This window comes from Streptomyces laurentii, from assembly GCF_040635425.1.
Taxonomy (GTDB): domain Bacteria; phylum Actinomycetota; class Actinomycetes; order Streptomycetales; family Streptomycetaceae; genus Streptomyces; species Streptomyces laurentii.
In genome coordinates this window covers 1-23,909 of record NZ_JBEYHT010000091.1, presented here as the reverse complement: position 1 = coordinate 23,909, position 23,909 = coordinate 1, and the positions used below count along the sequence as shown (strand labels likewise).

Here is a 23,909-nt window from a genome sequence, read left to right as displayed (position 1 = left end):
TCGGTCTGGGTCGTCACGGGCGACGGCGACGCGCTGTCCATCGGCGGCAACCACCTGATCCACGCGCTGCGCCGCAACGTCAACCTCAAGATCCTCCTCTTCAACAACCGGATCTACGGCCTCACGAAAGGCCAGTACTCACCCACCTCCGAGGTCGGCAAGATCACCAAGTCGACCCCGATGGGCTCCCTGGACGCCCCCTTCAACCCGGTGTCGCTGGCGCTCGGCGCGGAAGCCTCCTTCGTCGCCCGGACCGTGGACTCCGACCGCAAGCACCTCACCGAGGTCCTGCGCCAGGCCGCCGACCACCCGGGCACGGCACTGGTGGAGATCTACCAGAACTGCAACATCTTCAACGACGGCGCCTTCGACGCCCTGAAGGACGGGCGGCGGGCCCAGGAAGCCGTCATCCCCCTCGAACACGGCCGTCCGATCCGCTTCGGCGCCGACCTCGACAAGGGCGTGGTCCGCGACCCGGCCACCGGCGACCTGGAGGTGATCACCGTGACCCCTTCGAACGAGCACCGCGTCCTCGTGCACGACGCCCACACCCCGTCCCCGACGACCGCGTTCGCCCTCTCCCGCCTCGCCGACCCGAACACCCTCCACCACACCCCGATCGGCGTCTTCCGCTCCACCGACCGCCCGGTCTACGACACCGAGATGGCGGCCCAGCTCGACAAGGCGGTCGAGCAGCAGGGCAAAGCCGACCTCACCGCCCTCCTCACGGGCGCCGACACCTGGACCGTCGCCGGCTGACCCGCGCCGTTGCGAGAGGGGGGGATCACGCCTCCCGATGCGCCCGTCACAGCTCTCGCAAGGTGTGGCCCCGATGACCCCGGCCCGGCCCGGGTCTCCCGGAGGGCCCGCTCATGTCTCCGGCAGGCCGGGAGCCGCCGGGGTCTCCGGCCGGCGACGATCTCTAGCAGGCGACGAGCGGGACGATCTCGCGGGGACGTACCTCGCGCTCGTCGAATTCCACGTCCACCCCGGCCGCCCCGAGGGAGACGAGCGAGGCGTCGCGGGCCTCCTCCGACTCCCACTGGACGGTGGACACCACGGCCTCGCCGTCGGCGGAGAGCCAGCAGTCGGCCGCCAGGCAGCCCGGCGCCTGCCGGAACACCTCGGCGACCCGCCGGACCCGGGCGACGAACTCCTCGCGGTGGGAGGGGTGCGGGTAGTGGTGCGCGACCATGCCGACCTTCATGTTCTTCTCCTCGGGGTTGTCCGCCGTGTCGCCGGCGGCCGTGTTCCGTACGAGTCGCCGGCCCCATCTATACGATGCCGTACAGATGAAGGCTAGCCCCTTCTATACGGTGGCGTATAGAAGGGGCTCTCGTGACGGGAGACACAGCATGGCCATCGCCCGCACACCGCGCGGCACGTGGATCGAGGAAGGTCTGCGGGCGCTCTCCGCGGGCGGCCCGGAGGCCGTCCGCATCGAGCCGCTGGCGCAGGCGCTCCGTGTCAGCAAGGGCGGCTTCTACGGATACTTCCGCAACCGGGCCGCGCTGCTCGACGAGATGCTCGACACCTGGGAGCGCGGGGTCGCCGAGGAGGTGATCCAGCGGGTCGAGGCCGGCGGAGGCGACGCCAGGGCCAGGCTGACCCGCCTGTTCACGATCGCCGGGGCCGCCGAGGGGCCGGTCACCGCCACCGCCACCGAGCTCGCCATCCGCGACTGGGCCCGGCGCGACGAGGCCGTCGCCGAGCGCCTCCGACGCGTCGACAACCGGCGGATGGACTACATGCGCGCGCTGTTCCGGTCCTTCTGCCCCGACGAGGACGAGGTCGAGGTCCGCTGCCTGCTCGCCTTCTCGCTCCGCATCGGCAGCCACTTCGTCGCCGCCGACCATGGCACCCGCAGCCGCGAGGAGGTCCTGGAACTGACCCGGCGCCGACTCGTCGGCTGATGTTCCTCGGCCGGGCCGCCCGGGGCCACGGTCAGCCGGGCCGGTCCGTGAACGGCCGCCGGTAGGCCGAGATGTCGAGGCCGGGCTCGGGGTCCCTGCGCAGGCTCACGTAGGCGGGGCGCTCGGGGTCACCGACCTCCAGGAGCGCGAACAGGTCCGGATCGTGGTCCGCGTACCGGTGCGGGTACTGGACGAAGGGCTTCAGCTCGTCGTCCGACAGCCGCAAGCCGTGCCGCTCGTCGTGCCGTTGGCCGTGCCGTTCGTCGCGCATGCCACCCCCAGGAGCCGGCGGCCGGGCCATTCCCGGCCGCCGCCGACAGGATGCCCGGGTCCCGGGGCGCTCACTTCTTCCCGTACGCCTCGGCCAGGTGCGTCCGGAGTCGCTCGTGGCGGAACTGGTACGCCGCGCCCTGCCGGCGCAGCACACCTCGCGCGTACGCGTCCCGCAGGAACGCGTCCAGGTCCCTCGGGAGCCGCCCCGTCAGACGAAGCCAGATCCGGCCCAGGACGACCCAGCGCCCCCAAGCGGTCATGCTGCCGATTCCGAGTGCGACCGCGGCCCCGGCCGCCAGTCCGGCCCCGATTCCGTTGAGGGCGCTGTCATACGCGATTCCGAACAAGGTTCCGTGCCCGACGCCGATCACGAGTCCGATGGTGACGAGCTGCTTGAGCACCGTGGCGCGATTCGTGTCCAGCAGGTCCGACGAGGCGTCGGCTTTCTCTTGCGGAATGACCTTCTCGAACCCGGCCCCGACGGCGGCGACGAGGCCCAGCGCGAGGCCCAGGCCGGTTCCTTCCGCGAACAGCAGCCCCGTGAAGGGCCAGATCACGGACCAGGTGGCGCCCGCGAGAGTGTTCAAGGCCGCGACTCCGAGTGCCCACACGAGTCCGAACAGGAGCCCGCCGAGGAGTCCGCCCTGGACTCTGGGGCGGAAGCTGTCCCGCATGTTCCTCCACTCCCAGCCGTCACGACTGATCTCCATGTGCGACGGTTTGAACATCGGTCCGCCGTCCCGCATCTTCGTGGCGAACCCGTGCATGAGCCCGAAGGTCAGCCCCAGCCCGGCCCCGTCCGCCAGGCCGCTGACGACTGCCGCTGTGAGCCCGTAAGCGGGCCCGTTCAGGAGCGCGCCTTCGGCCCCGAACACGAGCCCGGCCACAAGGCCGGAGGCGACTCCGACCGTGAGGCCGACCCGCAGCATGACCCAGCGCAGTTTCATGGCGGTGCCCAGCCGCCACCACTCGATGTCGGTCGTCTTGAGCCTCGTCAGATGGACGGCGAGGTAGCCGAGCCAGCGCCGGACGTGCGCGGCGTCCCAGCGGCCGTCCTGCGCCCCGTTTCCTTCCCCTTCCTCGGACTTGTCCTGGAGGAAGCGCTCATAGGCGGTACGGACGAAGAAATCCAGGAGGTGCTTCTCGAGGGCGTCCTGGGTGCCGAACTTCTCGGCGTCCAGCAGCTCCGACGGGTCATGCCCGGACCGTCTCGACTCGTAGGCGAACCGGGCGAGAGTGGTCATCAGCGGGGTGGCCAGCACGGCGGCGAGATTGTCACCGGCGCGGGTGCGACGAGGGCTGCCCAACTCGTCCACGACGCGGCCCCACCCGTTGCCGCGGGCGGCGGCCGTGCTGTCGGGGGGAGTCGTTCCGGTGACCTTGCACAGGTATCGGACGGAGTCGTCCACGTCGAGGTCGACCAATTCGATGGCGGAGGCGGAGGGCGCGATGTCGCTTTTGTTCATGACGGATTCGATCGCGTCACGGCGGCTGGTCACCACCAGCGGCAGGGTGCTGCTGTTGAGTTGGATCAGCGCGCTTTTGCGCAGATCGTCATTGATCTCGTCGAACCCGTCCAGAATCGGCAGCACGTAGCCGGTGCCCAGCAGTTCGGCGGCCCACGTCTTCTTTTTCCCGGGGACGGTTTTGGCCAGATAGAGATAATCTCGTTCCAGTCGGTCGATCAGCCATGCGCGCAACTCGGCGGTGCCGGGATTCCAGGATCCCATGCTGAAGATCACTGGCACCGGCTCTCTGCGGTCGGGAGAGCGGCGTTCCAAGCGGGACTTCGCGAATTGCAGGGCCAGGACACTCTTCCCTGACCCTCCCCGGCCGATCACCAACAGCCAGCGGGAATCCGCCGTGATCTCGTCCAGTCGACTGGTCAACCCCGGTAGCGGCACACCCGACGCCCCGCCCGGGTCCTCGCGGAGGTCCTCCCCGTCGCCAGGCATGCCCTTGAGGGCCGGCCGCCAGTGCACGGGCAGCGAGTCCCGGTCCGCCAACCGCAGCCGTTCGACTTCCGACGTCAGCCGGTGCCGGACATCGTCCGCGAGCTGATCGGCCTGGCCGGCCCGACCCTCGTCGACGGGGCCGCGCCCGACCCGCATTCCCTCCACGAGTCGGGAGACGACTTCGTTCAGCGCGTCACCGGCGGAGGCCCCGTCGACGTGGAGCGTGAAGACGAAGTTGCGGTCGCCGATCACCGCGGAGCCCCCGACGTCCCCGATCTCGATCGATGGACTGCTGGGGGAAAGCCGGTCAGAGCTGGGCACGGCGGGAGTCGTCTCCTCTGGGTCCGGTGCGAGGCTCGCCGAGCGAGACGATCGTCGCGTCATCGCCGGTGACGACGGGTCTCCTGATGCTTCCGCCCACCGCCACGCCGCGCTCGCCGGTGGCCTGTGTGCCCGCGCGCCGAGGCGGCGTCGCCGACAACTCCGCGGTGAAGCCGGGGTCTTCCCGCAGGGGCTTCTCGATCCGGAAGCGCAGCGCGGCTCGTGCGTCCTCACGTGTCACCAAGGACCTCCCCTGATCCGCGCACATGGTTGTTCCCGGGCGCAGGGGTGAATTCCCTGGTGCGGGACATCCGGACCTCAGGGTAGCGCCGGCGGGGTGTCACAGTCGGCGGATTCGGGCACCAGTGGGAACCTGTGACGTGGTATCAAGTACCACCCGGAAAGCCCTCCACTCGATGAAGATCAAAAACGTCAACACGGCTCCCTGACATGCAGTCATCCGTGTCAGTCCGTAAGGGAACTGGAGCCGCTCGCGGTACGTCCCTTCAGGAGTGGTACGGGCATGCTGGGCGAAATTGCCTGGGCGCTACGGAATCGGTGCCGAGAAGGCGACCAGGCAGCGTGTCGATCTTCGGGAAACGGGAGTTGTTCTGTAATCGAACACCTCAGTAGTGGTCGGAGTGGAACTCATGAGTACCAGGTGTAACGGGCCAAGGACGAGGATCATCCTCGGGGCCGTGACGGCATTGGCGACGACGAGCGTGATGGTGGGCGCCGTCGGCGCCGGAACGGCATCCGCGCAGCAGCTTTCGCGCACATTCGGCTACACGTGTACGTCGTTCATGGCGGGCACCCATTCCTTCACGGCGCAGGTCACCGCGACCCTGCCGGACAAGGTCGTGGCCGGCCGGCCCGGCAGGACCATCGGCGTGAACGTGACGGCGAAGGTGGACGCGAGCTTCACGCGGTGGCTCGCCGACACCGGCTACGCGACCGTCGAGGGCACGGTGGACGCGTCGGCCCACGTGGACGCGCCGCGGCAGCAGGTGGACCTCGCGGTTCCGTTCCGTATGGCCAAGACCACCGCACCGGCGTCCGGCCCGCTCACCATCAAGGCGACCGGAAGCGTGACCACGCCCACCTTCGACCACCCGGGCAGGGCGACGGTGACGACGGGCGGCCTCACCCTCCACATCCTCGCGAGGACCAAGACGGGCCTGTGGGGCAGCACGGACGCGTCGTGCACCCTGGACGCCGGCCGGAGCAACGTCGTGACCTCCTTCGACATCACGGCGCCGGGTTCGACGGATCCGACGGGCTCGGGGGGCTCCGCCGCTCCGAAGCCGACGACCCGACCGGCGGGCTCCCACACCGCTCCGAAGCCCACCACCGGATCCGTCGCCCCCGCGGCCCCGGACCGGGCGGCCGGATCCGTGGCCGCCGACGCCCCGAAACCGGCGACGCCGAAGGGCGCCGGACCCACGGCGGAACGCCCGGCCGGCGCGACCACGCCCGGAAAGCCGAGCGCCCAGCCGTCCAGCGCCACGGAGGCCGACCCCGCCCCGGCGGGTCAGCGGTCGGCCGAGCCCGCGATCGCCGCCAAGCCCCCGGCCACAGGCTTGGAGACCCGGGACCTCGTCCTGCTCGCCGTGGGCGTTCTCCTCGCCTGCGCCGCCGCCTTCCACCTCGGCACACGGCGTAAGAACCACCGCCACGCCGCCGACGCCGACCCGGCGCCGAGTTCGCCCGTCGCGGCCGTCGCGGACGGCGGACCGGACGCCGATCACCACCGGAAGCCGAACGCCACCGCCCGCCGGCCGCGTGGGCGTGACTGCGGGAACACGCCTCGCGGCAGCATGGGCAGGAGCGCCACGGAGGGCAAGAACGTCCTGCTGGGACGCCACGCGCCGACCCGGACCACCGACACGCGCGCACGCAAGGACACCGACGTTCCGAACGGCGCGGACACCCCCACCACGACCCACGAGGAACCCGCCACCGACTACGCCGGCCAGTCATAGCCCCCGTCCGAGGCCACTTCGAGATCGCCCCGAAGCGCATACCCAGCCAGCCGGCGGTCGTCTACCGCTACGGCCCCGGCGTCGGCTTCGTCGCCCACCACGACGAGGTCACCGACATCGAACGCGAGCGGGCCCAGACCAACGGACAGCCCGTCGTCGGCGGCGACCTCACCCTCGTGGTCTGGCTCAACACGCCGGACTCCTACGGCGGCGGGGAGCTGTTCTTCGAGAACCCCGCCCAGGAGATCAAGCCGCCCTGCGGCACCCTGGTCGCCTTCCCCGCCACCCGCGACCACATCCACGGCGTACGGCCGATCACGAGGGGCGAACGCGTCACCCTCGTCGTACGCGTCGACGCCGAATGCCTCTGAGCTGAGGCCAGTTCCCCTGTCAGCCAGGGCAGCACGGCTGCCAGGATGAACGGCATGACGACGATCAACGGTGAGGTAGCGCCCGGGTTCGAACCGGTCCGTGAGGCGTTCGCAGCGAACTTCACCCAGCACGGGGACATCGGCGCGGCCGTGTGTGTCTACTGGCACGGCCGGCCGGTGGTCGACCTGTGGGGTGGCGTCGCCGACCTTGACACCGGTCGCCCGTGGGCGCAGGACACCTTGCAGCTGGTCTACTCGGCGACCAAGGGAGCCACCGCGACCGCGGCGCACATGCTGGCCGAGCGCGGCATGCTCGACCTCGACGCCCCGGTGGCGAAGTACTGGCCGGAGTTCGCGGCGAACGGCAAGGCGGACATCCCCGTCCGCTGGCTCCTGTCCCACCAGGCCGGCCTAGTCGCCCTCGATCAACCGCTGCCATTGGTCGAGGCGCTGGCCTGGGACCCCATGGCAGCAGCGCTGGCGGCCCAGCGCCCGCTGTGGACTCCAGGCACCGCACACGGGTACCACGGTCGCACCTGGGGCTGGCTGGTCGGCGAAGTGATCCGCCGAGTCTCCGGCCGTTCGCCGGGCCGCTTCTTCGCCGAGGAGATCGCGGGCCCGCTCGGGCTGGACTTCTTCATCGGCCTGCCGCCGAGCGAACGCGACCGAGTCAGCCGCATGGCGTACCAGCGCCCGGCCGTCGACCTCACCACCGTGCCCGACGAGGAGGTTCCCGAGGAACTTCGCGAACAGGTCGCCGCCTGGCGCGACCCGAACTCCTTCAGCAATCGGGCGTACGCGGTCACCAACCCGGCCGCAATCGACTTCGATTCCCCCGAGGTACAGGCCGCCGAACTCCCGTCCTCCAACGGCATCGGCACCGCCTGCTCCCTCGCCCGCATGTACGCCGCCCTGATCGGCGAGGTCGACGGCGTACGTCTGATTGTCCCGGAGACCTTGGCGTCCGCGACCGCAGAGCAGGCCAGCGGCAAGGACCAGGTGCTGATGTTCCCGAGCCGCTTCAGCACCGGATACATGCTCCCCACCGAGGGCAACCTCATGACCGGCCCGAACGCTTTTGGCCACACCGGGCGCGGAGGCTCACTCGCCTTCGCCGACCCCGAGCGCGGCATCGCCTTCGGGTACGTGATGAACCACATCATCAGCGGCTCCCACGATGTCCGTGCGGCTGTGTTGGCCGATGCGGTGCGGAAGTCGGTGGGGTGAGCGTGCGGGCGCCCCTCTACCGTTGCCGCCCTGGCCCTCACGTAGGTCAGGGCCAGATGGATCAAGGCCGATTCCGGCGGTTGCGCCACCAGCGACGGACACGAGCGATCGGCCCGCGCCACGCATCTAGAAATTCGTCGATCTCGCGGCCGAGCTTTGTACCGAAGCCGAGAGCCAAGCTGATCAGCGAGAATGCAGCGAGGACGCCGAGGGTGACCCTGTCCAATGTCCAGCCCTTCCAACAAGGACGGACAGAACATGCGCGCGCTCAGCCCGGCCACCAACAGGTGACGAACTGAGATCGCGCCGGTGCAGCGACTCAGGGTGGTACTCCCGGGTGCAGACCGGGTGATGTGCTCGCTTCGGGTCGGGTAGACAGGCATGCGGTTGCTCTCCGCAAAAGAGGTATGAAAATCCTGGAATGCCACCGGACACTCCAGGGGACCCCAACTTGGGTCCCCACCCTCTGGCGGCCATCGCGTAGATGGAGCCGTACCGCCGCATCGTCGGCCCGGCCACGCGCCAGCGCGTCCGTTCCACCCTGCGCGCGGCCCTCAGCTCCGCGATCGCGCAGCAGCTGATCACCTTCAACCCGGCCGCGCACGTCGAACTGGAAGCGGGCAAGCGGCCCAAGGCGCAAGTCTGGACCCAGGAGCGTGTCCTGCACTGGCAGCGCACCGGCGAGAAGCCGTCGCCGGTCATGGTCTGGACACCGGAACACACCGGCCGCTTCCTCGACCACGCGGCGGACGACCGTCTGTACGCCCTGTCCACCTCATCGCGTTTCGCGTGCTCCGGCGTGGAGAGGCGTGCGGGCAGAAGTGGACCGACACCCACCTCGACGCCGGTCTCATCACCGTCGCCAAGCAGCTCGTCGTCGACGGCTGGGAGGTCTACGAGGACGACCCCAAGACCGACGCGGGCGCGCGCACCATCGCCCTGGACGCGGACACGGTCGAGGTCCTGCGCCGGCATCGGGCTCGGCAGGGCGAGGAGCGTGAGAAGTGGGGGACCGCCTGGGTGGAGACCGGCCGCGTCTTCACGCGGGAGAACGGGGAACTGCTCCACCCCGCCAACGTCACCCGCCGCTTCATCGAGCTGTACGAGGAGATCGGCCTCCCGCCGGTCCGGCTCCACGACCTGCGCCACGGCGCGGCGACCCTCGCCCACGCGGCCGGTGCCGACCTGAAGGACATCCAGGAGATGCTCGGCCACTCCTCGATCACCATCACGGCGGACACGTACACGAGCCTGCTTCCCGAAGCGGATCTCGCGATCGCCGAGGCCGCTGCCCGCCTCGTCCCGCGTGTGCGCGCCCCTCACGACGTGCCGGATGGTGCTGATCGGTTGGGAGGAATTTCGGGGGCTGCCGCCCCGTCCGCTCACGCAGCGCTCACGCAAACGGCCCCGGACGAGGCGTCCGAGGCCGAGTGAGACCCCTCCCTGGGGGATAAACCCCAGGTCAGATCGGTACTACATGGTGCCCCCGGCAGGATTCGAACCTGCGACACCCGCTTTAGGAGAGCGGTGCTCTATCCCCTGAGCTACGAAGGCGTTGACCGCTGACAGCCTAGCGGATGGGGGTAACCGGGGTCGCCCCCGTTGTCGCCTAGCAGCGCCGTGCGGTCGTGACAGGGCCTCTGACCTGCAAAGTTCTGTCGGTGGGAGGGGCGGTGGGGCAGAGGTGGGGGCTGGTGGCGATGGTCGGCCAGGAGGGTGGCGACGCGGGTCGCGTGGTCGGGCGGGGTGGGGTGGACGGATCCGGGGGCGAGACGGCGTACGGCTTCCTCGAAGGCCTCGTACGGCGGCAACGGGGGCCGGCCGGACTCGACCCTCTCCGCGACGAGGGCGAGCAGTACGCCCGGGCCATGGCCGCCACCGGCGTCACCGTCCGGCAGCGGCGGCTCGAAGGGGCCTTCCACCACAGCCGACAGTTGCGCGATCTGATCGCTGATGGCCGGTCGCTGGTCGCGGCAGGGCACGGAGCGTCTTTGGATCGGCGCCCGTCGGTCCGCCATCCCCTGCCGTCAGGTGTCGGCCGGCGTGAGGCCGGCCGCGGTGTGACGGAGCGCGTAGGCGGCGGAGACCAGGGTCATGTGGTGGTGCCAGCCGGGGAAGGAGCGGCCCTCGAAGTCGAGGAGGCCGAGGTCGTCCTTCAGACGGCGGGTGGTCCGGAGGGTGAGGGCCGGGAGGCGGGTGAGGCCGAGCAGGTACTCGGTGCGGGCGTGTGTCATGTTCGTGAGCCACAGCGGGGACGGGGGCCGGCTCTGCCCGGGGCGGACCGTGAAGAGGCGATAGGCGCGCTGCGGGGCGCCCACCGAGGGGCGTTCGACGGGGTGGACCAGGGCCGTCGCGACCACGGCGAGGCGGGCGTGCCCGTCGGGACGGGCCGTCTCCTCGGTGCGGAGCGGGGCGGGGCCGTGGTCGAGTACCCCGCGGGCCGTGTGCACCGGGCCGTACTCCTCGCGGCGCGGCCGGTGGCCGGAGGGCCGGGCGGTCCGGACCCGCAGCCCGTCGGGGACCGCTAACACGAAGTCCCGGTCACGGGCCGCGAGCCCCCGTACGAGGGCGCCCACCTGGAGCGTCGTGCCGAGATGGGCGACGACCGGGACAGGAGTGATACGGCTCGCGGCGGTCAGGGCGTCGACGAGTTCGAGAGCGTGCTGTTCGGGCAGCCGGAAGTCCACGTCGTCGGGTATCCGCGCGCGCTGGCGGCGGTGCGGGTCCTTGCTCCAGGCGCCGGGCAGCTGGAGGCGCCAGTCGACGGGGACCGCGTCCGCCGCCGTGGCGAGGAAGGCTCCCACCCCGACCTGGCAGGTGACGGCCCGTCCGGCGGCGGCGACGAAGCGGCGGTGCACGCCGCAGGAGTGCTCTCCGCGCTTCGGCAGGACGGCCAGGTCGACGACCCAGGCCCGCGGGGCGACGCGCCGCTCGGTCCAGCGGATCAATTCCTCGCGTACCGGAATCCAGTCCCAGGGACTGACGTTGACGAACTGGTGCAGGGCCTGGGCCGCCGTCGGTGAGGCCGAGACGCTGGCGGCCAGCCGGCGGGCGGATTTCTTGCCGGGTGTGGTCAGCAGGGCCCGCAGGTATCTCCGTGCCCAGGCGCGCTGGTCGGCCCGTGCCAGCGGTTCGAAAACTCGCTCGGTGAAACGGAAGACGGCGTCGTCGGGTGGGAGGTTGACCATGACGGAAGAATAGCGAACGTTCTCTTTGTCGTGGAGTCGCAGGTCACCGCCCATCCCCTCGGCATATGCGGTGGCCCCCGCGGGGGTGGGCCACCCTCGGCCCGGGGCGGAGAAAACGCGTTGCATCTTGACCAACTCGGCATTGCCGACCCTTGGGGCGGTCGCCAACGATGCTCTTTCCAGGAGTTGCATTCGGAGTCGGCATGGTGAAACAGGAGAGGGCCGTACGAACCCGTGCGGGGCTTATTCGGTCGGCCGCGGTGGAGTTCGACCGCGACGGATACGCCGGTACGTCGCTGTCCCGGATCAGCACGGCCGCAGGGGTGTCCATAGGGGCGGTCACCTTCCACTTCTCCTCCAAGGCCGAGCTGGCCGAGGCCGTGCGGGAGGAAGGGGACGCCGTCGCGCGGGCCGCGCTGGAGAAGGTCACCGCCGAGCGGGAATCGGCGCTGAGCGCGGTGGTCGAACTCACCGTCGAGCTCGCGTGGTTGATGGAGCACGAGGTGCTGGTGCGGGCGGGCGCGCGGCTGGCGCGGGAGCTTCCGGACAGCGCCTCCTGGTCGGACATCTGGCTGCCGACGGTCCGGGCTCTGCTCGACGAGGCCTACCGGGCGGGCCAGCTCCGGGACGGTGCCCCGCCGGAGGACGTGACGGCCCTGGTGGCATACCTGGCCGGCGGGGCGGAGGCCGCCCTGCGCGGCCGGCTGGGCGTGAAAGGTGGACCGGATGGATCTGCCGCCCAGTTGAACAGAGTCTGGCGTCTGGCTCTCCGGGGCGTCTCCGCGGCGGGAGGCTTCGGCGAGGCAAGTGCCGACGCGGAGGCCGGGGGAGACCGGCCGGAGGAGGACTGACCGGAGCGGGATCGAGGCGCGCCCGGCCTGTCGCCGCCCCATTGCCGCCCCGTTGTCGGTGGGCCTCGGAGCGGTCGGCCCATCCCTCCCGCACGCCTCCCGGAAGGCTGGATTCGCCCGGTCCGAGGGAAGTCGCGATTCCGGCCAGGGTGACGCGTTCCCGGAGCTCGTGGCCCCGGAGGGGGGCAGTCCGATGGGCGGCCGAGGGTCCGCGGGGACGCGGCTTCGGGGGTGCCGCGGCGCCCCGCTCCCTGCTCCGATGTCCGTGGCGGGCGTGCGCACCCGGGTCGTTCCGGCCCGGCCGGTGATCATGCCGAGGCCGGCTCTCCAGCGGCTCGCCCCTCTAACTTCCCTGTGCAGTCGGGGAGTTGGCGTGAGACGCTCCCTCCCCCGGTGGTCTCGAACCGGCCGATCCGCGAGGTGCGCGATGCCTCGACAAAAAAAACGAACGCCCTTATTTTTAGTTAGGTCCCCGCGGCCGGCAGAACCGCTGGGGCTCCATCACATGCGCAGGCCATGGGGAGAGGCATGCTTGTCACCACGGAACGTTCCGGCTCATTACGTGCTCCGCTCACCACCACGGTCCCCCGGGAGTACGTCCACCGGGCGGCCCTGTCCGAGGTCTTCCTGACCGGTTGGCACAGGACCGGCCCCGACACGTTCGTCGTCAGCGCGCAGTGGCCCCGCGGCCACAGCTTCTACAGCTCCGAACTCGGGTCGTACGACCCCCTGATGCTGTGCGAGACGGTCCGGCAGACCTTCCCGCTGCTCGCCCACGCGGCGTACGACATGCCCTTCGGCTACCAGCTCAGCTGGCGGACCCTGCGGTACGAGGTCGACCCCGCGTGCCTGTACGTCAACGGCGTACCGGCCGAGGTCGAACTGCGTGTCTCGTGCTCCGACATCCGGTACATCCGGTCCCTGCCCGCCTCCATCAGGATGCGCGTCGAGGTCGTCCGCGACGGCGTGTCGTTCGCCGTGGTCGAGACCGACTTCGGGTGCCATTCCCCGGAGGTGTACCGCAGGCTGCGGGCGGGGCGCGGCGACGTGGCCGGGATGTTCGTCGGCGCGCCCGCGCCGACCTTCCCCCTCTCACCGGGCCTGGTCGCCCGCCGTCGCGACCAGGACGTGGTGCTCTCTCCCTCCGGGGAGCCCGGCCGCTGGCGTCTGCGGGTGGACACGACGCATCCGGTCCTCTTCGACCACCCCGTCGACCACGTGCCGGGCATGGTCCTGCTGGAGTCCGTACGGCAGGCGGCCCACGCCCTGAACCCGTACCGGGGCGCGGCCCTGCCGGTCTCGATGGACGTGCGCTTCAGCCGGTACGTGGAGTTCGACTCGCCCTGCTGGATCGAGGCCGAGACGCTCCCGGGCAGTTCCGCGCCCGGCCGTCGCCGGCTGCGCGTGGACGCCTTGCAGGGTGAGGGCTGTGCCTTCTCGGCCGTCGCCGAGACGGTGGACGTCTCCGCTCTCTAGTACGTCCGCACCGCTCGTACGTCCGCACCGCCCTCTCGTACGCCCGCCCCGGCCCGCCGCGTCCCCCACCGCGGCGGGCCGGGGCGCGTCGGGTGCGCCGGGTGTGTCGTATGTCGAGATCACAGGGCGTTCGGGAAGTTGCCAAGGTCGTCGTGGATCCCCCGGCCGCAAAAGAATAGCGAACGTTTTCTATGTAATGCTCCCGGCCATGATGGACACGACCCTCGCCCCTGCCACCGAGACGGACGAGCAGCGCACGGCCCGCTTCGAGCGGGACGCCGTCGGCTTCCGTCCGCAGCTGTACGCCCACGCCATGCGACTCACCAAGAACCCCTCGGACGCCGAGGACCTGGTGCAGGAGACGTTCGCCCGGGCGTACCGCGGCTTCCACCAGTTCCGGCCCGGCACCAATCTGCGGGCCTGGCTCTACCGGATCCTCGTCAACGCCCATCTGACGGCCTGTCGGAAGCGGAGGTTCGAGCCGGTGTACGCGACCAGCTCGCTCGTCGAGGACCGGCAACTCGCGCGCGCGGCCTCGCACACGGCCGAGGGGCTGCCCTCGGTCGAGGCGCAGGTCATGGCCCGGATCCCGGACCCGGTGATCAGCGAGGCGCTCCGGTCGATTCCCTGTGACTTCCGGACCGTCGTCTATCTCGCCGATGTCGAGGGACTGCCGTACGGGGAGATCGCCTCGCTCGTCGGCATCCCCTACGGCACGGTCAACTCCCGTCTGCACCGCGGTCGCAGACGGCTGCGGCTGCTCCTGGACGGACAGTTCGGCTACCGGGCGGACACCGGTTCCGCCGCCGGGGCCTGACCCCCACCCCTCACCCCACGACACCCGAGCCCGGATGCGGGCCGAGATGTGAGCTGATACCCATGACCACATACGCTCCCGCCGAGGTACGGACGGAGGAGGCCGGTCCGCAAAAGCTGCCGTTGCTGGCCTTGCTCGCCCTCGCCACGGCGGTCTTCATCACCAGCCTCACCGAGACCCTGCCGGCCGGACTGCTGCCCGCGATGAGCGCCGACCTCGGTGTCAGCGAGTCGGCGGCCGGTCAGACGGTCACCATCTACGCGATCGGCACCGCCCTGACCGCGATCCCGCTGACCGCGGCGACCGCCGCCTGGCGGCGCAAGCGGCTGCTGCTGCTCGCGATGACCGGCTTCGCGCTCGCCAACACGGTGACCGCGGTGTCCACCTCGTACGCGCTGACCATGGGCGCCCGGTTCGTGGCCGGGGTGGCCGCGGGCCTCGCCTGGGCGCTGCTGGCCGGTTTCGCCCGCAAGATGGCGCCGGTGCGCCTGCAGGGCAAGGCCATCGCGATCGCCATGGCCGGCATCCCCGTCGCGCTCTCGCTCGGCGTCCCGGCCGGCACCTTCCTCGGCAAGGCCGTGAGCTGGCAGGTGGCCTTCCTGGTGATGACCGGTCTCACGGTGATCCTGCTCGGCTGGATCCTCGCGGCCGTGCCCGAGTACCCGGGCCAGAAGCAGGAGGGCGAGGGGGCTCCGATGCTGAGCGCGCTGAAGGTGCCCGGGGTGCTGCCCGTGCTCTTCGTGACGCTCGTCCTCGTGCTCGCGCACACGATCCTCTACACCTTCATCTCGATCTTCCTCGCCGAACTCGGGATGGGGGACTCGACCGATCTGGTGCTGCTCGTCTTCGGTATCGCGTCCCTGGTGAGCATCTGGGTGGTCGGCGCCCAGATCAATCGCCGGCTGCGCACGCTGACGGTGGTCAGCGTGCTGCTCATGGCGGTGGCGGCGGCCGCGCTCGCCCTTCTCTCCGGCAACACCGTCGTCATCTACGCGGCGGTCACGCTGTGGGGCCTCGGCTGGGGTGGCGTACCGACGCTGCTGCAGACGGCGGCGGGCGACGCGGGCGGTGAGAAGGCCGCCGACGCGGCCCAGGCGATGCTCGTCACCCTGTGGAACGTGGCCATGGCCGCCGGCGGCCTGGTCGGCGGGCTGCTGCTCGGCGTGTTCGGGTCCGGGTCCTTCCCGTGGAGCGTGCTGATCCTGATCGTGCCGGTCCTGGCCGTGGTGGTCGGGGCGCGTGCGCACGGCTTCCCCGCCAGGCGGGCGGGCACGCACGGGTAATCGGGGGCCCTTTGGTGCCGGGGCGTGCGTCCACACCGGTGGGTGACGCACGCCCCGGTGTCCCCGCCCGTCGTGTCGGGCGCCCGCTCGTCGCCCCGGCGCGGCCGGCGGCAGGGGGAGTGCGGCCCGGTGGCGCCGTGCGCTGGGGCCGATTTCGGCCGACTTGGCTAAGTTGCGGAGCTCCCGTCTTCCCCCTCGAAATAAAAGAGATCGTTCGTTATTCTTTTTTGTGTCGTCCGACGGGGAGGGGAGCACGCCATGGAGGAACACCGCACGGCTCAAGCGACGGATCCGGGTCGAGACGCGCGGGTCTCCCTCTACGCCGACTCGCTCTTCGCGCACCTGCCCCGGGCGGACCAGCGCCGCTGGGCCCAGCTCTACCTGCGGGGGCTGCTGACCACACCGGGCCGGAAGTCCATCCGCCGGCTCGCCGCCGCGGTCTCCACGTCCCCGGCCACCACCTCCCAGTCGTTGCACCAGTTCATCAGCGCCAGCCCCTGGGACTGGGTGCCCGCCCGGCAGGAGCTGATCCGGCTGACGAACGAGCACTTCCCGTTACGCGCGCTGACCATCGGCACCGTCGTCCTGCCCAAGCGGGGCGAGCACACCTGCGGAGTGCACCGCCGCTTCGTCCCCGCCGCCGGGCGGACCATCAGCTGCCAGGTCGGCCTCGGCGCCTTCGTCACCACGGGCGAGGAGGATCTGCCGGTGGACTGGCGGCTGCTGCTGCCCGAGCAGTGGAACGAGGACGCCAAGCTGCGCGAGCGCGCGAGGATCCCCGCATCGGCTCGGTACCAGCCGGTGTGGGAGCACATCCTGGACCTGGTGGACTCCGTCTCGGCGGCGCTGCCCCGCGGGCTGCCGGCCCATGTGCCGGTGGTGGCCGACCTGAGCGAGCACCTCGACGTCGGACGGCTCCTCGTGGCCCTCGACCGCGGCGGCCATCACTTCGTGGTGGCGGTGCCCGCAGCCCTGCCGGTGCTTCCCGCCGACCCGAACGTCTCCCGGGCCGTCCCCGGAACCGTCGACGCGAGGCTCGGCCCGGTGGGTGCCCGGCAGTTCCTCCAGCGGCATCACGCCCTGCCGCCGCGCGCGGTGACCCTGACCGCGTCGGACGGCCGGGGCCGTCAGATGCGCGTGGTCTCCGGGCTGGTGCGACTGCCGGGCTCCTGCCGGACGTACCGGATCTTCACCGAGTGGCGCCCGGCGGCCTCCCGTGCCCCCCGCGTGTGGATCACCAGCCTGACCGGCCGGCGGGTGGAACAGCTGACGGCTCTCGCCCAGGCCCAGTCGGGCACCCGTCTCGCGGTGTCCGCCCTTGAACGGGACTACGGATTACTCGACTTCGAAGGACGCTCCTATCCGGGCTGGCACCACCACGTCACTCTGGTGTCGGCCGCCCATCTCTACGACCGGCTCATCCAAACGGGGGCGCTCGACGAAAGGCTGCCGCAGAGCGCTTGACATCCTAGGGACCTGAATTTCGCAGCCAGGCCAAGGGAGTTGACGACCAGATGGTTAACGCACTCGTGGTGGAGGATTCGGAATCCATCGAGTCCACCGTTCGGAATCTCAGACGCCAGGGATATCAGGTGAAGGGGGTGAGCGCCGGAGCGGAGGCGCTGAGACTGCTGCCGCGGGCCGATATCGTGCTGCTCGATCTCGAACTGCCGGACATGGACGGCCTGGAGGTCTGCCGGGCGATAAGAGCCGCCGGGGACACTCCGGTCATCGCCTTCAGCCGCCGGGACGCGGAACTGGACCGGGTGCTCGCGCTGCAGGCCGGGGCGGACGACTGTGTGGTGAAGACCTGCGGTGACCGTGAGGTCATGGCGCGCGTCAGGGCGGTGCTCCGCCGGGTGAGCCCGCGGACGGCCGGCGCTCCGGAGTCGATCTCGCTGCGGCCGCTGCACATCGACGGGCGGTCGCGGGAGGTGCATCTGAACGGACGGCTGGTGGACATGACGTCGAAGGAATTCGAACTCCTGTACGCGCTGGCATCCACCCCCGAGCGGGTCGTGTCACGGAAGGAACTGATGGCGAAGGTATGGGAGACCGACCGCGCGGCGTCCAGCCGCACCATCGACACCCACGTCAGCAGTCTCCGGGCCAAGCTCGGCTCCAGCCGGTGGATCGTCACGGTGCGCGGCGTCGGCTACAAGATCGGCGCCGTGCAGAGGCAGTCCGCCCAGGTCTGAGCCGGTGCGGCGAGAGGTCGCCGAGAGGGCACGGATGGTCCCGACGACCGTCCGTGCCCTCTCTGTTCACCGGTGCCGCCGCCGGTGTGTCGACCCGGCGGCGGCATCGCCTCACGCCGCCATCGCCGCCGTGTGCCGTTCCAGCCGGGCGAGCAGCGGATGGAAGGCGGCCGGGTCCTCGTCGGCACCGGTCGCGTGCAGTCCCCACCAGGCACTGGCGAGGTTCGAGGTGAGGAGCACCCGGTCGCTGTCGCGGCCCAGCTCCTCCAGGGCGGCGAGGGTGCCCATGCCGGTGCCGGTGAAGAGGAGCGCGGTGTCGTCGGCGAGCCGGGCCTCGCGGACGCGCTCGAGTATCGCCCCGGTCGTCACCTCGTACGGGTTGAAGTGGCCCTCGCGGGCCGGCACGAGAAGGGCGTCGTCCACGGTGAGCCCGGCCGCGCGCCAGAACTCGGCGGACGTCTTCGTCAGCCACGGCTCGTACGGGGAGACCAGGGTCAGCCGCTCCACGCCGAGCCACTCGCAGGCCGTGAGGATGGCCTGGGTCGAGGACCGTACCGGGTAGCCGGCCTGGTCGCTGAGTTCCTCGCAGAAGGCCCGGTCGCCCTCGGGCGCGAGGAGATAGTGCGAGGCGCTGCAGGCGACGACGGCGGCGTCCAGTGTCATGGTGCCGAAGCCCGCCAGGGCGCCGGGCAGCGCCTCGTTCCACGCCTCCAGCATCTCGAGGAGCCCCTTGCCGGGGGTGACGGGGAAGCGGCTCGTGTAGACGTTCACGCGCTCGCCGACCAGCCGGTGGAACTCCGGCTCCGCCGTCGGGTTTTCCGGCGGGACGACGACGCCGAGCCGCGCGGCCGCGAGAAGGTTCATGATGAATTCCCGTCTCCTGGAGAGATCTCTGGTTTTCCGGCTTCTTGCACGGGTGGAATACCCGGGCCACGCGGAATCTTCCCGTCCGGCTCTCCGATGTCTTGAATTGACGATGCTCGTACGCGACTTCACGCCAGGTTTGCGTTTCTTGACGGGCTTCACATCTCTTGACGAAAGTCAAGGAAGCCTGACAGTCCCTTCCTTGACCCGCCTTCCGTCGGCGGCTGATTCTTGATGTCAGCACCAGCCGCATTCCGACGGGCTTCGACCAAGGAGTAAAGGCAATGGCGGTTTCAGAGAACGGTGTCAGTGTCCCGGAGGCGCTGCCCCTCATATCCGACGCGACCTTGCGGGACTCGGCCCACATGGCGGGTGTCGAATTCACCCCCCGCGACGCCGTGGTCATCGCGGACCTTCTGGTGAAGACGGGCGTGTCCCTCGTCGAGGTCGGGATGGTGTCCGGGCCCTCCTCGAAGGACGCCGACCTGGTCCTCGCCACGCACGAGGCCGTGGGCCCCGAGCGCAGCATGACCCTGGTCGTCGTACGCGACCGCCGGCAGGTGGAGGAGGCGCTCGACGAGGCGCTGCGCCTGGGCGTGAAGCACGTGATGTTCTCCATTCCCACCTCGGAGGAGCACGCGGCGCTCAAGCTCGCCTCGTCGAGCAGCAAGTACCTCTTCAACGTGGCGCGCGCCGCGATCGAGGGGGCCAAGGAGCGCGGCTTCCACGTCACCTTCAGCGGTGAGGACGGTGCCCGTACCCCCAAGGAGCGGCTGGTTCCCTACGTGACCGCGGGCTTCGAGGCCGGGGCCGACCGGTTCCGGCTCGCGGAGACCGTCGCGTATCTCTCCCCGTGGCAGATGGAGGAGAAGATCGCGGACCTGACCGCGATCGACGGCGCCGAGATCGAGATCCACTCGCACAACATGCTGGGCATGGCGGTGGCCAACTCGCTGGCCGCGGTCCGGGCCGGCGCCCAGTGGATCTCGACCACCGTCGCCGGCATCGGCGAGCGCGGCGGCAACGCGCCGCTGGCCGAGCTCCTGACCTCGCTGCGGGTCATCCACGGCGACACCCGCTTCGATCTGACCCACCTCACCGAGCTGTCCCGGGCGGCGCTCCAGGGCTCCGGGCTCGGCTACGCCTTCCAGTCCGGCCCCACCACCCCGCACGCCTTCGCGTACGAGCTGCCCGGCCAGCTCACCCACCCCGAGCACTACGAGACGCTGCCCGCCGAACTCGTCGGCAACAGGCGCGAGCTGCGCGTCCGCACCCGGCTCACCACGGCCCTCGTCAAGTGGGCGCTGGCCGAAGAGGCCTCGGGCCTCGACATCGACGCCTTCACCGAGTGGCTGACGAAGCGTCAGCAGCACTCCGGTGCCGAGCTGATGGAACGGGACGACATCCGCAAGGCCGCCGTCGACTTCCAGCCGCTCTGATCCCCGCCCCTCCCCCCACCCCCGCCCCTCCCGTATCACCGAAACGGAGACATCTCATGGCCACCCCGCTCATCAGCGCCGTCTGCCCCGAGTGCGAGACCGAGCTGTCCACCCCGCCGATGGTCCAGGGCGAGACGCTGGTCTGCCCCGAGTGCATGCTCACGCTGCGCGTCGAGGACGTCGAGGCCGACGGCACCCTCTCCCTTGCCATGATCGAAGTGACGCTGCGCGACTGGGGCCAGTGAGCCGCGTCGCCGGATAGGAGTCCCTCACATGAGCGGCAGCAGTATCGCCATCGTCGCGGATCGGATCGGCTGGGAGGAACGCCGGCTGATCGAGACCGCCCCGGCCTTCGGGCACCGCATCGACTGGGTCAACGACGAGTCCCTGGCGCTGGGCGCCGAGGATTCCTCGCTCAACGGTTACGACGTCGTTCTCATCCGCAGCCGGAGCTACACGCGGGGCGGCCTCCTGGCCGTCCAGGCGGAGGCCTCCGGGATCACCACCCTCAACACGGCCCACGCGATCCAGGCCTGCGAGAACAAGCTCGCCCTGCGCGCCCTGCTGCGCAAGGCCGGCGTCCCGGTCGCGGACTACCGTCTCGTCCTCTCCCGCAAGGACTTCGAGAAGACGCTGGAGGAGCTCCCGCTGCCCCTGGTGCTGAAGCCCGTCTTCGGCGGCATGGGCAAGCGGGTCACCCTCATCCGTGACACGGACACCGCCCAGTCCGTCTACGACTACGTCGAGGACCTCGGCCACGGGTTCGAACAGGCCTGTCTGGTCGAGCCGTTCCTCGACGGCGGCAGCTCCGTGCGGTGCTTCGTCGTCGGCCGCGAGCTGATCGCCGCCGCCGAGTTCACCAGCGCGGGCGAGGACTGGCGCAGCAACGCCGCCCTCGGCAACCGTCACCAGGCGATGGACCACGACCCCGAGGTCCAGAAGATCGTCGACGGTGTGGTGAACGAACTCGGCGAGGGCATCTACGGCGTCGACCTGTTCAAGACGGTCGACGGCTACGTCGTCAACGAAGTCAACCACGCTCCGGCGTTCCGGGCGATCACCTCGGCGACCGGCGTGGACATCCCCTCCGCCGTCAGCCGCTACGTGCAGGAGCTCCTCGCATGATCCGAGTCGGAATCGTCGGCGCCTCCGGGCTGGCCGGCGGCGAGCTGATCCGCCTGGTCACCCAGCATCCCGAACTGGAACTCACCTTCCTCGGCGGTTCGTCCAAGGTGGGCCGACGGCCCTCCGAGCTCCATCCGGGCCTCCGGATGGACCTCGGCCTGACGGTCGAGTCCACCGCGGACACGGACCTGTCGGACCGCTGCGACGTCGTCTTCCTGGCCACACCCGCCCCGGTGTCGGCCGCGCTGGCCGGCCGGCTGGCCGACCAGGTGCCCTGTGTCATCGACCTCAGCGGCGCCTTCCGGATCCGCACCCCGGAGCTGCACGAGCGCTGGTACCCGCAGGTCGAGCGGACGGCCGAACTGGTCGACCGGTTCGTCTACGGTGTCCCGGAACTCGTCGGCGACCAGCTCGCCGGCGCCTCCCTGATCTCGCTGCCCGGCTGCTACGCGACCGCCATCACCCTCGGCCTCGCCCCGCTGACGCTCGGGCTCGGCCTGGACCTCAAGACGGTCCTGATCGACGGCAAGAGCGGCTCCAGCGGCGGCGGTCTGTCGCTGCGCACCGCGGACCTCCACCCGCTGCGCAACGGCGCCATCGCCCCGTACGCCCCGACCGGGCACCGGCACGCGGCGGAGGTGAGCGACTTCTTCGAGCGGGCCAAGCCCGGCAAGATCGCCACCCTGTCGATGTCGGCGTACGGCGTCTCGCACGTGCGGGGGCTGCTGGCCAGTTCGTACGTCCTCACCGACGACGAGGTCGACGCCCGCGCGCTGCAACGCGCCTACCTCCGGTTCTACAAGGACAAGCAGTTCGTCCGGGTCCGCCGCAACACCGAGACCCTGATCCCGGTGCCCGACCCGCAGGCGGTCCTGGGTTCCAACTACTGCGACGTCACCGTCATGCACGACCCCGAGGGCGGGCGGATCGTCGTCCTGTCCGCGCTCGACAACATGGTCAAGGGCGCGGCCGGGCAGGGCATCCAGGCGCTGAACCTGCGCTTCGGGCTGGCCGAGGAGACGGGGCTGACGGCGCAGCCGGTGATGCCGGCATGACCGCGGCCCTGAATCACGAGACCACCGCCACCGCCACCGCCACCGTCGTCAAGCTCGGCGGAAGCTGCCTGGACGACATGTCCGACGGCTGGTGGGACGACCTGGCCGAGCACGGCCGGTACAACCCGCTGGTCCTCGTCCACGGCTGGTCGAAGCCGCTGCGGGAGCTGAACCCCCGCTACACGGAGCCGTCCGCGATCCTCCGCGACCGCTACGGCAACCAGAGCCGGTGGACCACCCCCGAGGTGATCGCCGACATCAAGACGGTCAGCGAGGACATCGGCCGGATCGTCACCGAACGGCTCACCCGCCGCGGCATCACCGTCGAGCGCGTCATCGGCAGCGACGGCCTGGTGCAGGCCGGCGAGGCCGAGCGCTGGTGGTGGCAGGGCAAGCAGCTCGTCGAGCTGGAGAACCTGGTCGGCCCGATCACCGAGGTGACCCCGGGCCGGCTGACGAACCTCAAGCCCGGCCACTGCTACCTGGTCACCCCGCTCGCCCGCAACGCGGCCGGACAGGAGGTCAACACCGACGCCGACCGGGCCGCGGCGGCCATCGCCGGCGCCTCGGCGGCCGCGGTGCTGACCCTCGTCACCGACGTGGAGCACCTCCTGATCGACGGTGAGCCGGTCCGCCGGATCAGCGCGGACGCCGCCGCCGACTTCCGCGACCGCGGCGCCACCGGCGGCATGCGGAAGAAGCTGCGGGCCGCCGGTGAGGCCGTGGACCGCGGTGTCCTGCGAGTCGTCATCGGCAGCGCGCCCGTGAGCCGGCTGATCGCCGAGTCCACCGGCACCGTCATCACCAGGTCGTGACCGCGCGTCCCGCCCCCGACCACCGAGAGGAGCAGAACTCGTGGCGACTTCCCGGGTTCTCGTAGTCAACAACGGAACGCTCTCCCTGCCGCAGCTGCGCAAGCGCTTCGAGGACCTGGGTTCCGAGACCGACGTGGTGGACGCCGCCTCGGTCCCCGCCCGCCTGGACTCCCGCCACCAGGCGATCGTCCTGAGCGGCACCAAGGTCCGCGCCTTCGACGGCGACTACTACAAGCCGCTGATCGATCTGGTGATGGGCGCCGACGTGCCGGTCTTCGGGATCTGCGGCGGCATGCAGATCATCGCGGTCGCCAACGGCGGGGAGCTCAAGGAAGGCACGCAGCGCGTCGGCGGCTACGACGTGCGGGTCGACAAGGAGGAGGCGATCTTCTCCTACGTCAAGCCGACCGTGACGGTGTTCCACCGCCACACCCTGTACCTGCAGGCCGCGCCGGCCGGCTTCCGGTCCATCGGCCGCTCCGAGCACGCCCCCGTCGAGTTCCTCCGGTCCGACGACGGACGCATCTTCGGCTCCCAGGCCCACCTGGAGTTCCGCAGCGACGGAATGGACATCCTGCGGGGCTTCGCCGAGACGTACCGGTGACCGGTCCGACCCACTGATCACCGTCCTCTCAACGTCCTCTCACCGTCCTCCAGACCCGTGCCGCGGGGCCGTCCCACCCCGGCCGGGCCCCTCGAAAGGACACACCGCCAAGAACGACCTGCCCACCAACACCGACCTCACCGACGCCGCCC

At 70.6% G+C, this 23,909-nt stretch carries 23 protein-coding genes, 1 tRNA gene and 1 pseudogene; 18 read left to right on the top strand and 7 right to left on the bottom strand.

Translation table 11 applies throughout. From position 1 onward, the window contains the following. Nucleotides 1-759 (top strand): thiamine pyrophosphate-dependent enzyme (locus ABZ693_RS33965; protein WP_359885333.1); only part of this gene is annotated, 759 nt, incomplete at its 5' end. 163 nt (nucleotides 760-922) lie between these two features. Here ABZ693_RS33965 and ABZ693_RS33960 read toward each other — a convergent pair. Further along, the gene (locus ABZ693_RS33960) at nucleotides 923-1,207 is read right to left on the bottom strand and encodes a putative quinol monooxygenase (RefSeq protein ID WP_359885332.1); all 285 of its coding nucleotides are present in this window, start codon (nucleotides 1,205-1,207) and stop codon (nucleotides 923-925) included. Nucleotides 1,208-1,355: 148 nt separating this feature from the next. Between ABZ693_RS33960 and ABZ693_RS33955 the strand changes: the two genes are divergently transcribed. After that, nucleotides 1,356-1,913, top strand: coding sequence for a TetR/AcrR family transcriptional regulator (locus ABZ693_RS33955; protein ID WP_359885331.1), 558 nt, complete (start codon nucleotides 1,356-1,358; stop codon nucleotides 1,911-1,913). Between the two features lie 31 nt (nucleotides 1,914-1,944). Here the strand turns inward: ABZ693_RS33955 and ABZ693_RS33950 are convergent, their stop codons facing one another. The 3 genes from ABZ693_RS33950 to ABZ693_RS33940 form a co-directional block, all read right to left on the bottom strand. Further along, nucleotides 1,945-2,184: a hypothetical protein gene (locus ABZ693_RS33950; RefSeq protein ID WP_359885330.1), complete on the bottom strand. Its 240-nt coding sequence runs from the start codon at nucleotides 2,182-2,184 to the stop codon at nucleotides 1,945-1,947. Between the two features lie 70 nt (nucleotides 2,185-2,254). Next, nucleotides 2,255-4,462, bottom strand: coding sequence for an NACHT domain-containing protein (locus ABZ693_RS33945; protein ID WP_359885329.1), 2,208 nt, complete (start codon nucleotides 4,460-4,462; stop codon nucleotides 2,255-2,257). Beyond that, complete coding sequence (locus ABZ693_RS33940; protein WP_359885328.1) at nucleotides 4,449-4,703, bottom strand: hypothetical protein; 255 nt, start codon at nucleotides 4,701-4,703, stop codon at nucleotides 4,449-4,451. The genes ABZ693_RS33945 and ABZ693_RS33940 overlap by 14 nt, the downstream gene beginning before the upstream one ends. A 457-nt stretch (nucleotides 4,704-5,160) precedes the next feature. On the opposite strand from ABZ693_RS33940, the gene ABZ693_RS33935 reads away from it, so the two are divergent. The 4 genes and pseudogenes from ABZ693_RS33935 to ABZ693_RS33920 all read left to right on the top strand — a co-directional run. Continuing rightward, complete coding sequence (locus tag ABZ693_RS33935) at nucleotides 5,161-6,444, top strand: DUF6801 domain-containing protein (protein WP_359885327.1); 1,284 nt, start codon at nucleotides 5,161-5,163, stop codon at nucleotides 6,442-6,444. After that, nucleotides 6,441-6,815, top strand: a complete 375-nt coding sequence (locus tag ABZ693_RS33930; RefSeq protein ID WP_359885334.1) for a 2OG-Fe(II) oxygenase — start codon at nucleotides 6,441-6,443, stop codon at nucleotides 6,813-6,815. Before ABZ693_RS33935 ends, ABZ693_RS33930 begins: the two co-directional genes overlap by 4 nt. 54 nt (nucleotides 6,816-6,869) lie before the next feature. Continuing rightward, nucleotides 6,870-8,042: a serine hydrolase domain-containing protein gene (locus ABZ693_RS33925; RefSeq protein ID WP_359885326.1), complete on the top strand. Its 1,173-nt coding sequence runs from the start codon at nucleotides 6,870-6,872 to the stop codon at nucleotides 8,040-8,042. Between the two features lie 484 nt (nucleotides 8,043-8,526). After that, nucleotides 8,527-9,476, top strand: a pseudogene (locus tag ABZ693_RS33920) (site-specific integrase); the annotation flags it as partial. Between the two features lie 44 nt (nucleotides 9,477-9,520). Here ABZ693_RS33920 and ABZ693_RS33915 read toward each other — a convergent pair. Further along, nucleotides 9,521-9,596, bottom strand: a tRNA-Arg gene (locus ABZ693_RS33915). A gap of 473 nt (nucleotides 9,597-10,069) precedes the next feature. Continuing rightward, nucleotides 10,070-11,230 (bottom strand): IS701 family transposase, encoded by a 1,161-nt coding sequence (locus tag ABZ693_RS33910; protein WP_359885325.1) that lies wholly within the window; start codon nucleotides 11,228-11,230, stop codon nucleotides 10,070-10,072. Nucleotides 11,231-11,400: 170 nt separating this feature from the next. Here ABZ693_RS33910 and ABZ693_RS33905 point away from each other — a divergent pair, with 170 nt between their 5' ends. The 6 genes from ABZ693_RS33905 to ABZ693_RS33880 all read left to right on the top strand — a co-directional run bounded on the left by ABZ693_RS33905 (nucleotide 11,401) and on the right by ABZ693_RS33880 (nucleotide 17,855). Then, nucleotides 11,401-12,081, top strand: a complete 681-nt coding sequence (locus ABZ693_RS33905) for a TetR family transcriptional regulator (RefSeq protein ID WP_359885324.1) — start codon at nucleotides 11,401-11,403, stop codon at nucleotides 12,079-12,081. Nucleotides 12,082-12,609: 528 nt separating this feature from the next. Continuing rightward, on the top strand, nucleotides 12,610-13,557 hold the full coding sequence (locus ABZ693_RS33900) for a ScbA/BarX family gamma-butyrolactone biosynthesis protein (protein ID WP_359885323.1): 948 nt from the start codon (nucleotides 12,610-12,612) through the stop codon (nucleotides 13,555-13,557). Nucleotides 13,558-13,765: 208 nt separating this feature from the next. Continuing rightward, on the top strand, nucleotides 13,766-14,374 hold the full coding sequence (locus ABZ693_RS33895) for a sigma-70 family RNA polymerase sigma factor (protein WP_359885322.1): 609 nt from the start codon (nucleotides 13,766-13,768) through the stop codon (nucleotides 14,372-14,374). Between the two features lie 62 nt (nucleotides 14,375-14,436). Continuing rightward, nucleotides 14,437-15,657 (top strand): MFS transporter, encoded by a 1,221-nt coding sequence (locus ABZ693_RS33890; RefSeq protein ID WP_359885321.1) that lies wholly within the window; start codon nucleotides 14,437-14,439, stop codon nucleotides 15,655-15,657. A gap of 258 nt (nucleotides 15,658-15,915) precedes the next feature. Then, on the top strand, nucleotides 15,916-17,121 hold the full coding sequence (locus ABZ693_RS33885; protein ID WP_359885320.1) for an IS701 family transposase: 1,206 nt from the start codon (nucleotides 15,916-15,918) through the stop codon (nucleotides 17,119-17,121). 50 nt (nucleotides 17,122-17,171) lie between these two features. Further along, complete coding sequence (locus ABZ693_RS33880) at nucleotides 17,172-17,855, top strand: response regulator transcription factor (RefSeq protein ID WP_359885318.1); 684 nt, start codon at nucleotides 17,172-17,174, stop codon at nucleotides 17,853-17,855. Nucleotides 17,856-17,966: 111 nt separating this feature from the next. Here ABZ693_RS33880 and ABZ693_RS33875 read toward each other — a convergent pair whose 3' ends face one another. After that, entirely contained in the window at nucleotides 17,967-18,719 is a 753-nt protein-coding gene (locus ABZ693_RS33875; protein ID WP_359885316.1) for a maleate cis-trans isomerase family protein, read from the bottom strand. Nucleotides 18,720-19,003: 284 nt separating this feature from the next. Between ABZ693_RS33875 and ABZ693_RS33870 the strand changes: the two genes are divergently transcribed. The 6 genes from ABZ693_RS33870 to ABZ693_RS33845 are packed head-to-tail and all read left to right on the top strand — an operon-like array spanning nucleotide 19,004 to nucleotide 23,757. Beyond that, nucleotides 19,004-20,158: a hydroxymethylglutaryl-CoA lyase-like TIM-barrel protein gene (locus tag ABZ693_RS33870; RefSeq protein ID WP_359885314.1), complete on the top strand. Its 1,155-nt coding sequence runs from the start codon at nucleotides 19,004-19,006 to the stop codon at nucleotides 20,156-20,158. A 56-nt stretch (nucleotides 20,159-20,214) separates the two neighbouring features. After that, the gene (locus ABZ693_RS33865; RefSeq protein ID WP_359885312.1) at nucleotides 20,215-20,403 is read left to right on the top strand and encodes a lysine biosynthesis protein LysW; all 189 of its coding nucleotides are present in this window, start codon (nucleotides 20,215-20,217) and stop codon (nucleotides 20,401-20,403) included. A 28-nt stretch (nucleotides 20,404-20,431) separates the two neighbouring features. Continuing rightward, entirely contained in the window at nucleotides 20,432-21,283 is an 852-nt protein-coding gene (locus ABZ693_RS33860) for an ATP-grasp domain-containing protein (RefSeq protein ID WP_359885310.1), read from the top strand. Next, complete coding sequence (argC, locus tag ABZ693_RS33855) at nucleotides 21,280-22,338, top strand: N-acetyl-gamma-glutamyl-phosphate reductase (RefSeq protein WP_359885308.1); 1,059 nt, start codon at nucleotides 21,280-21,282, stop codon at nucleotides 22,336-22,338. Before ABZ693_RS33860 ends, argC begins: the two co-directional genes overlap by 4 nt. Continuing rightward, entirely contained in the window at nucleotides 22,335-23,153 is an 819-nt protein-coding gene (locus ABZ693_RS33850; protein ID WP_359885306.1) for an amino acid kinase family protein, read from the top strand. Before argC ends, ABZ693_RS33850 begins: the two co-directional genes overlap by 4 nt. Nucleotides 23,154-23,193: 40 nt before the next feature. Beyond that, a complete protein-coding gene (locus ABZ693_RS33845) occupies nucleotides 23,194-23,757 on the top strand; it encodes a type 1 glutamine amidotransferase (RefSeq protein ID WP_359885304.1) in 564 nt (187 codons plus the stop codon). Nucleotides 23,758-23,909 lie beyond the last annotated feature (152 nt).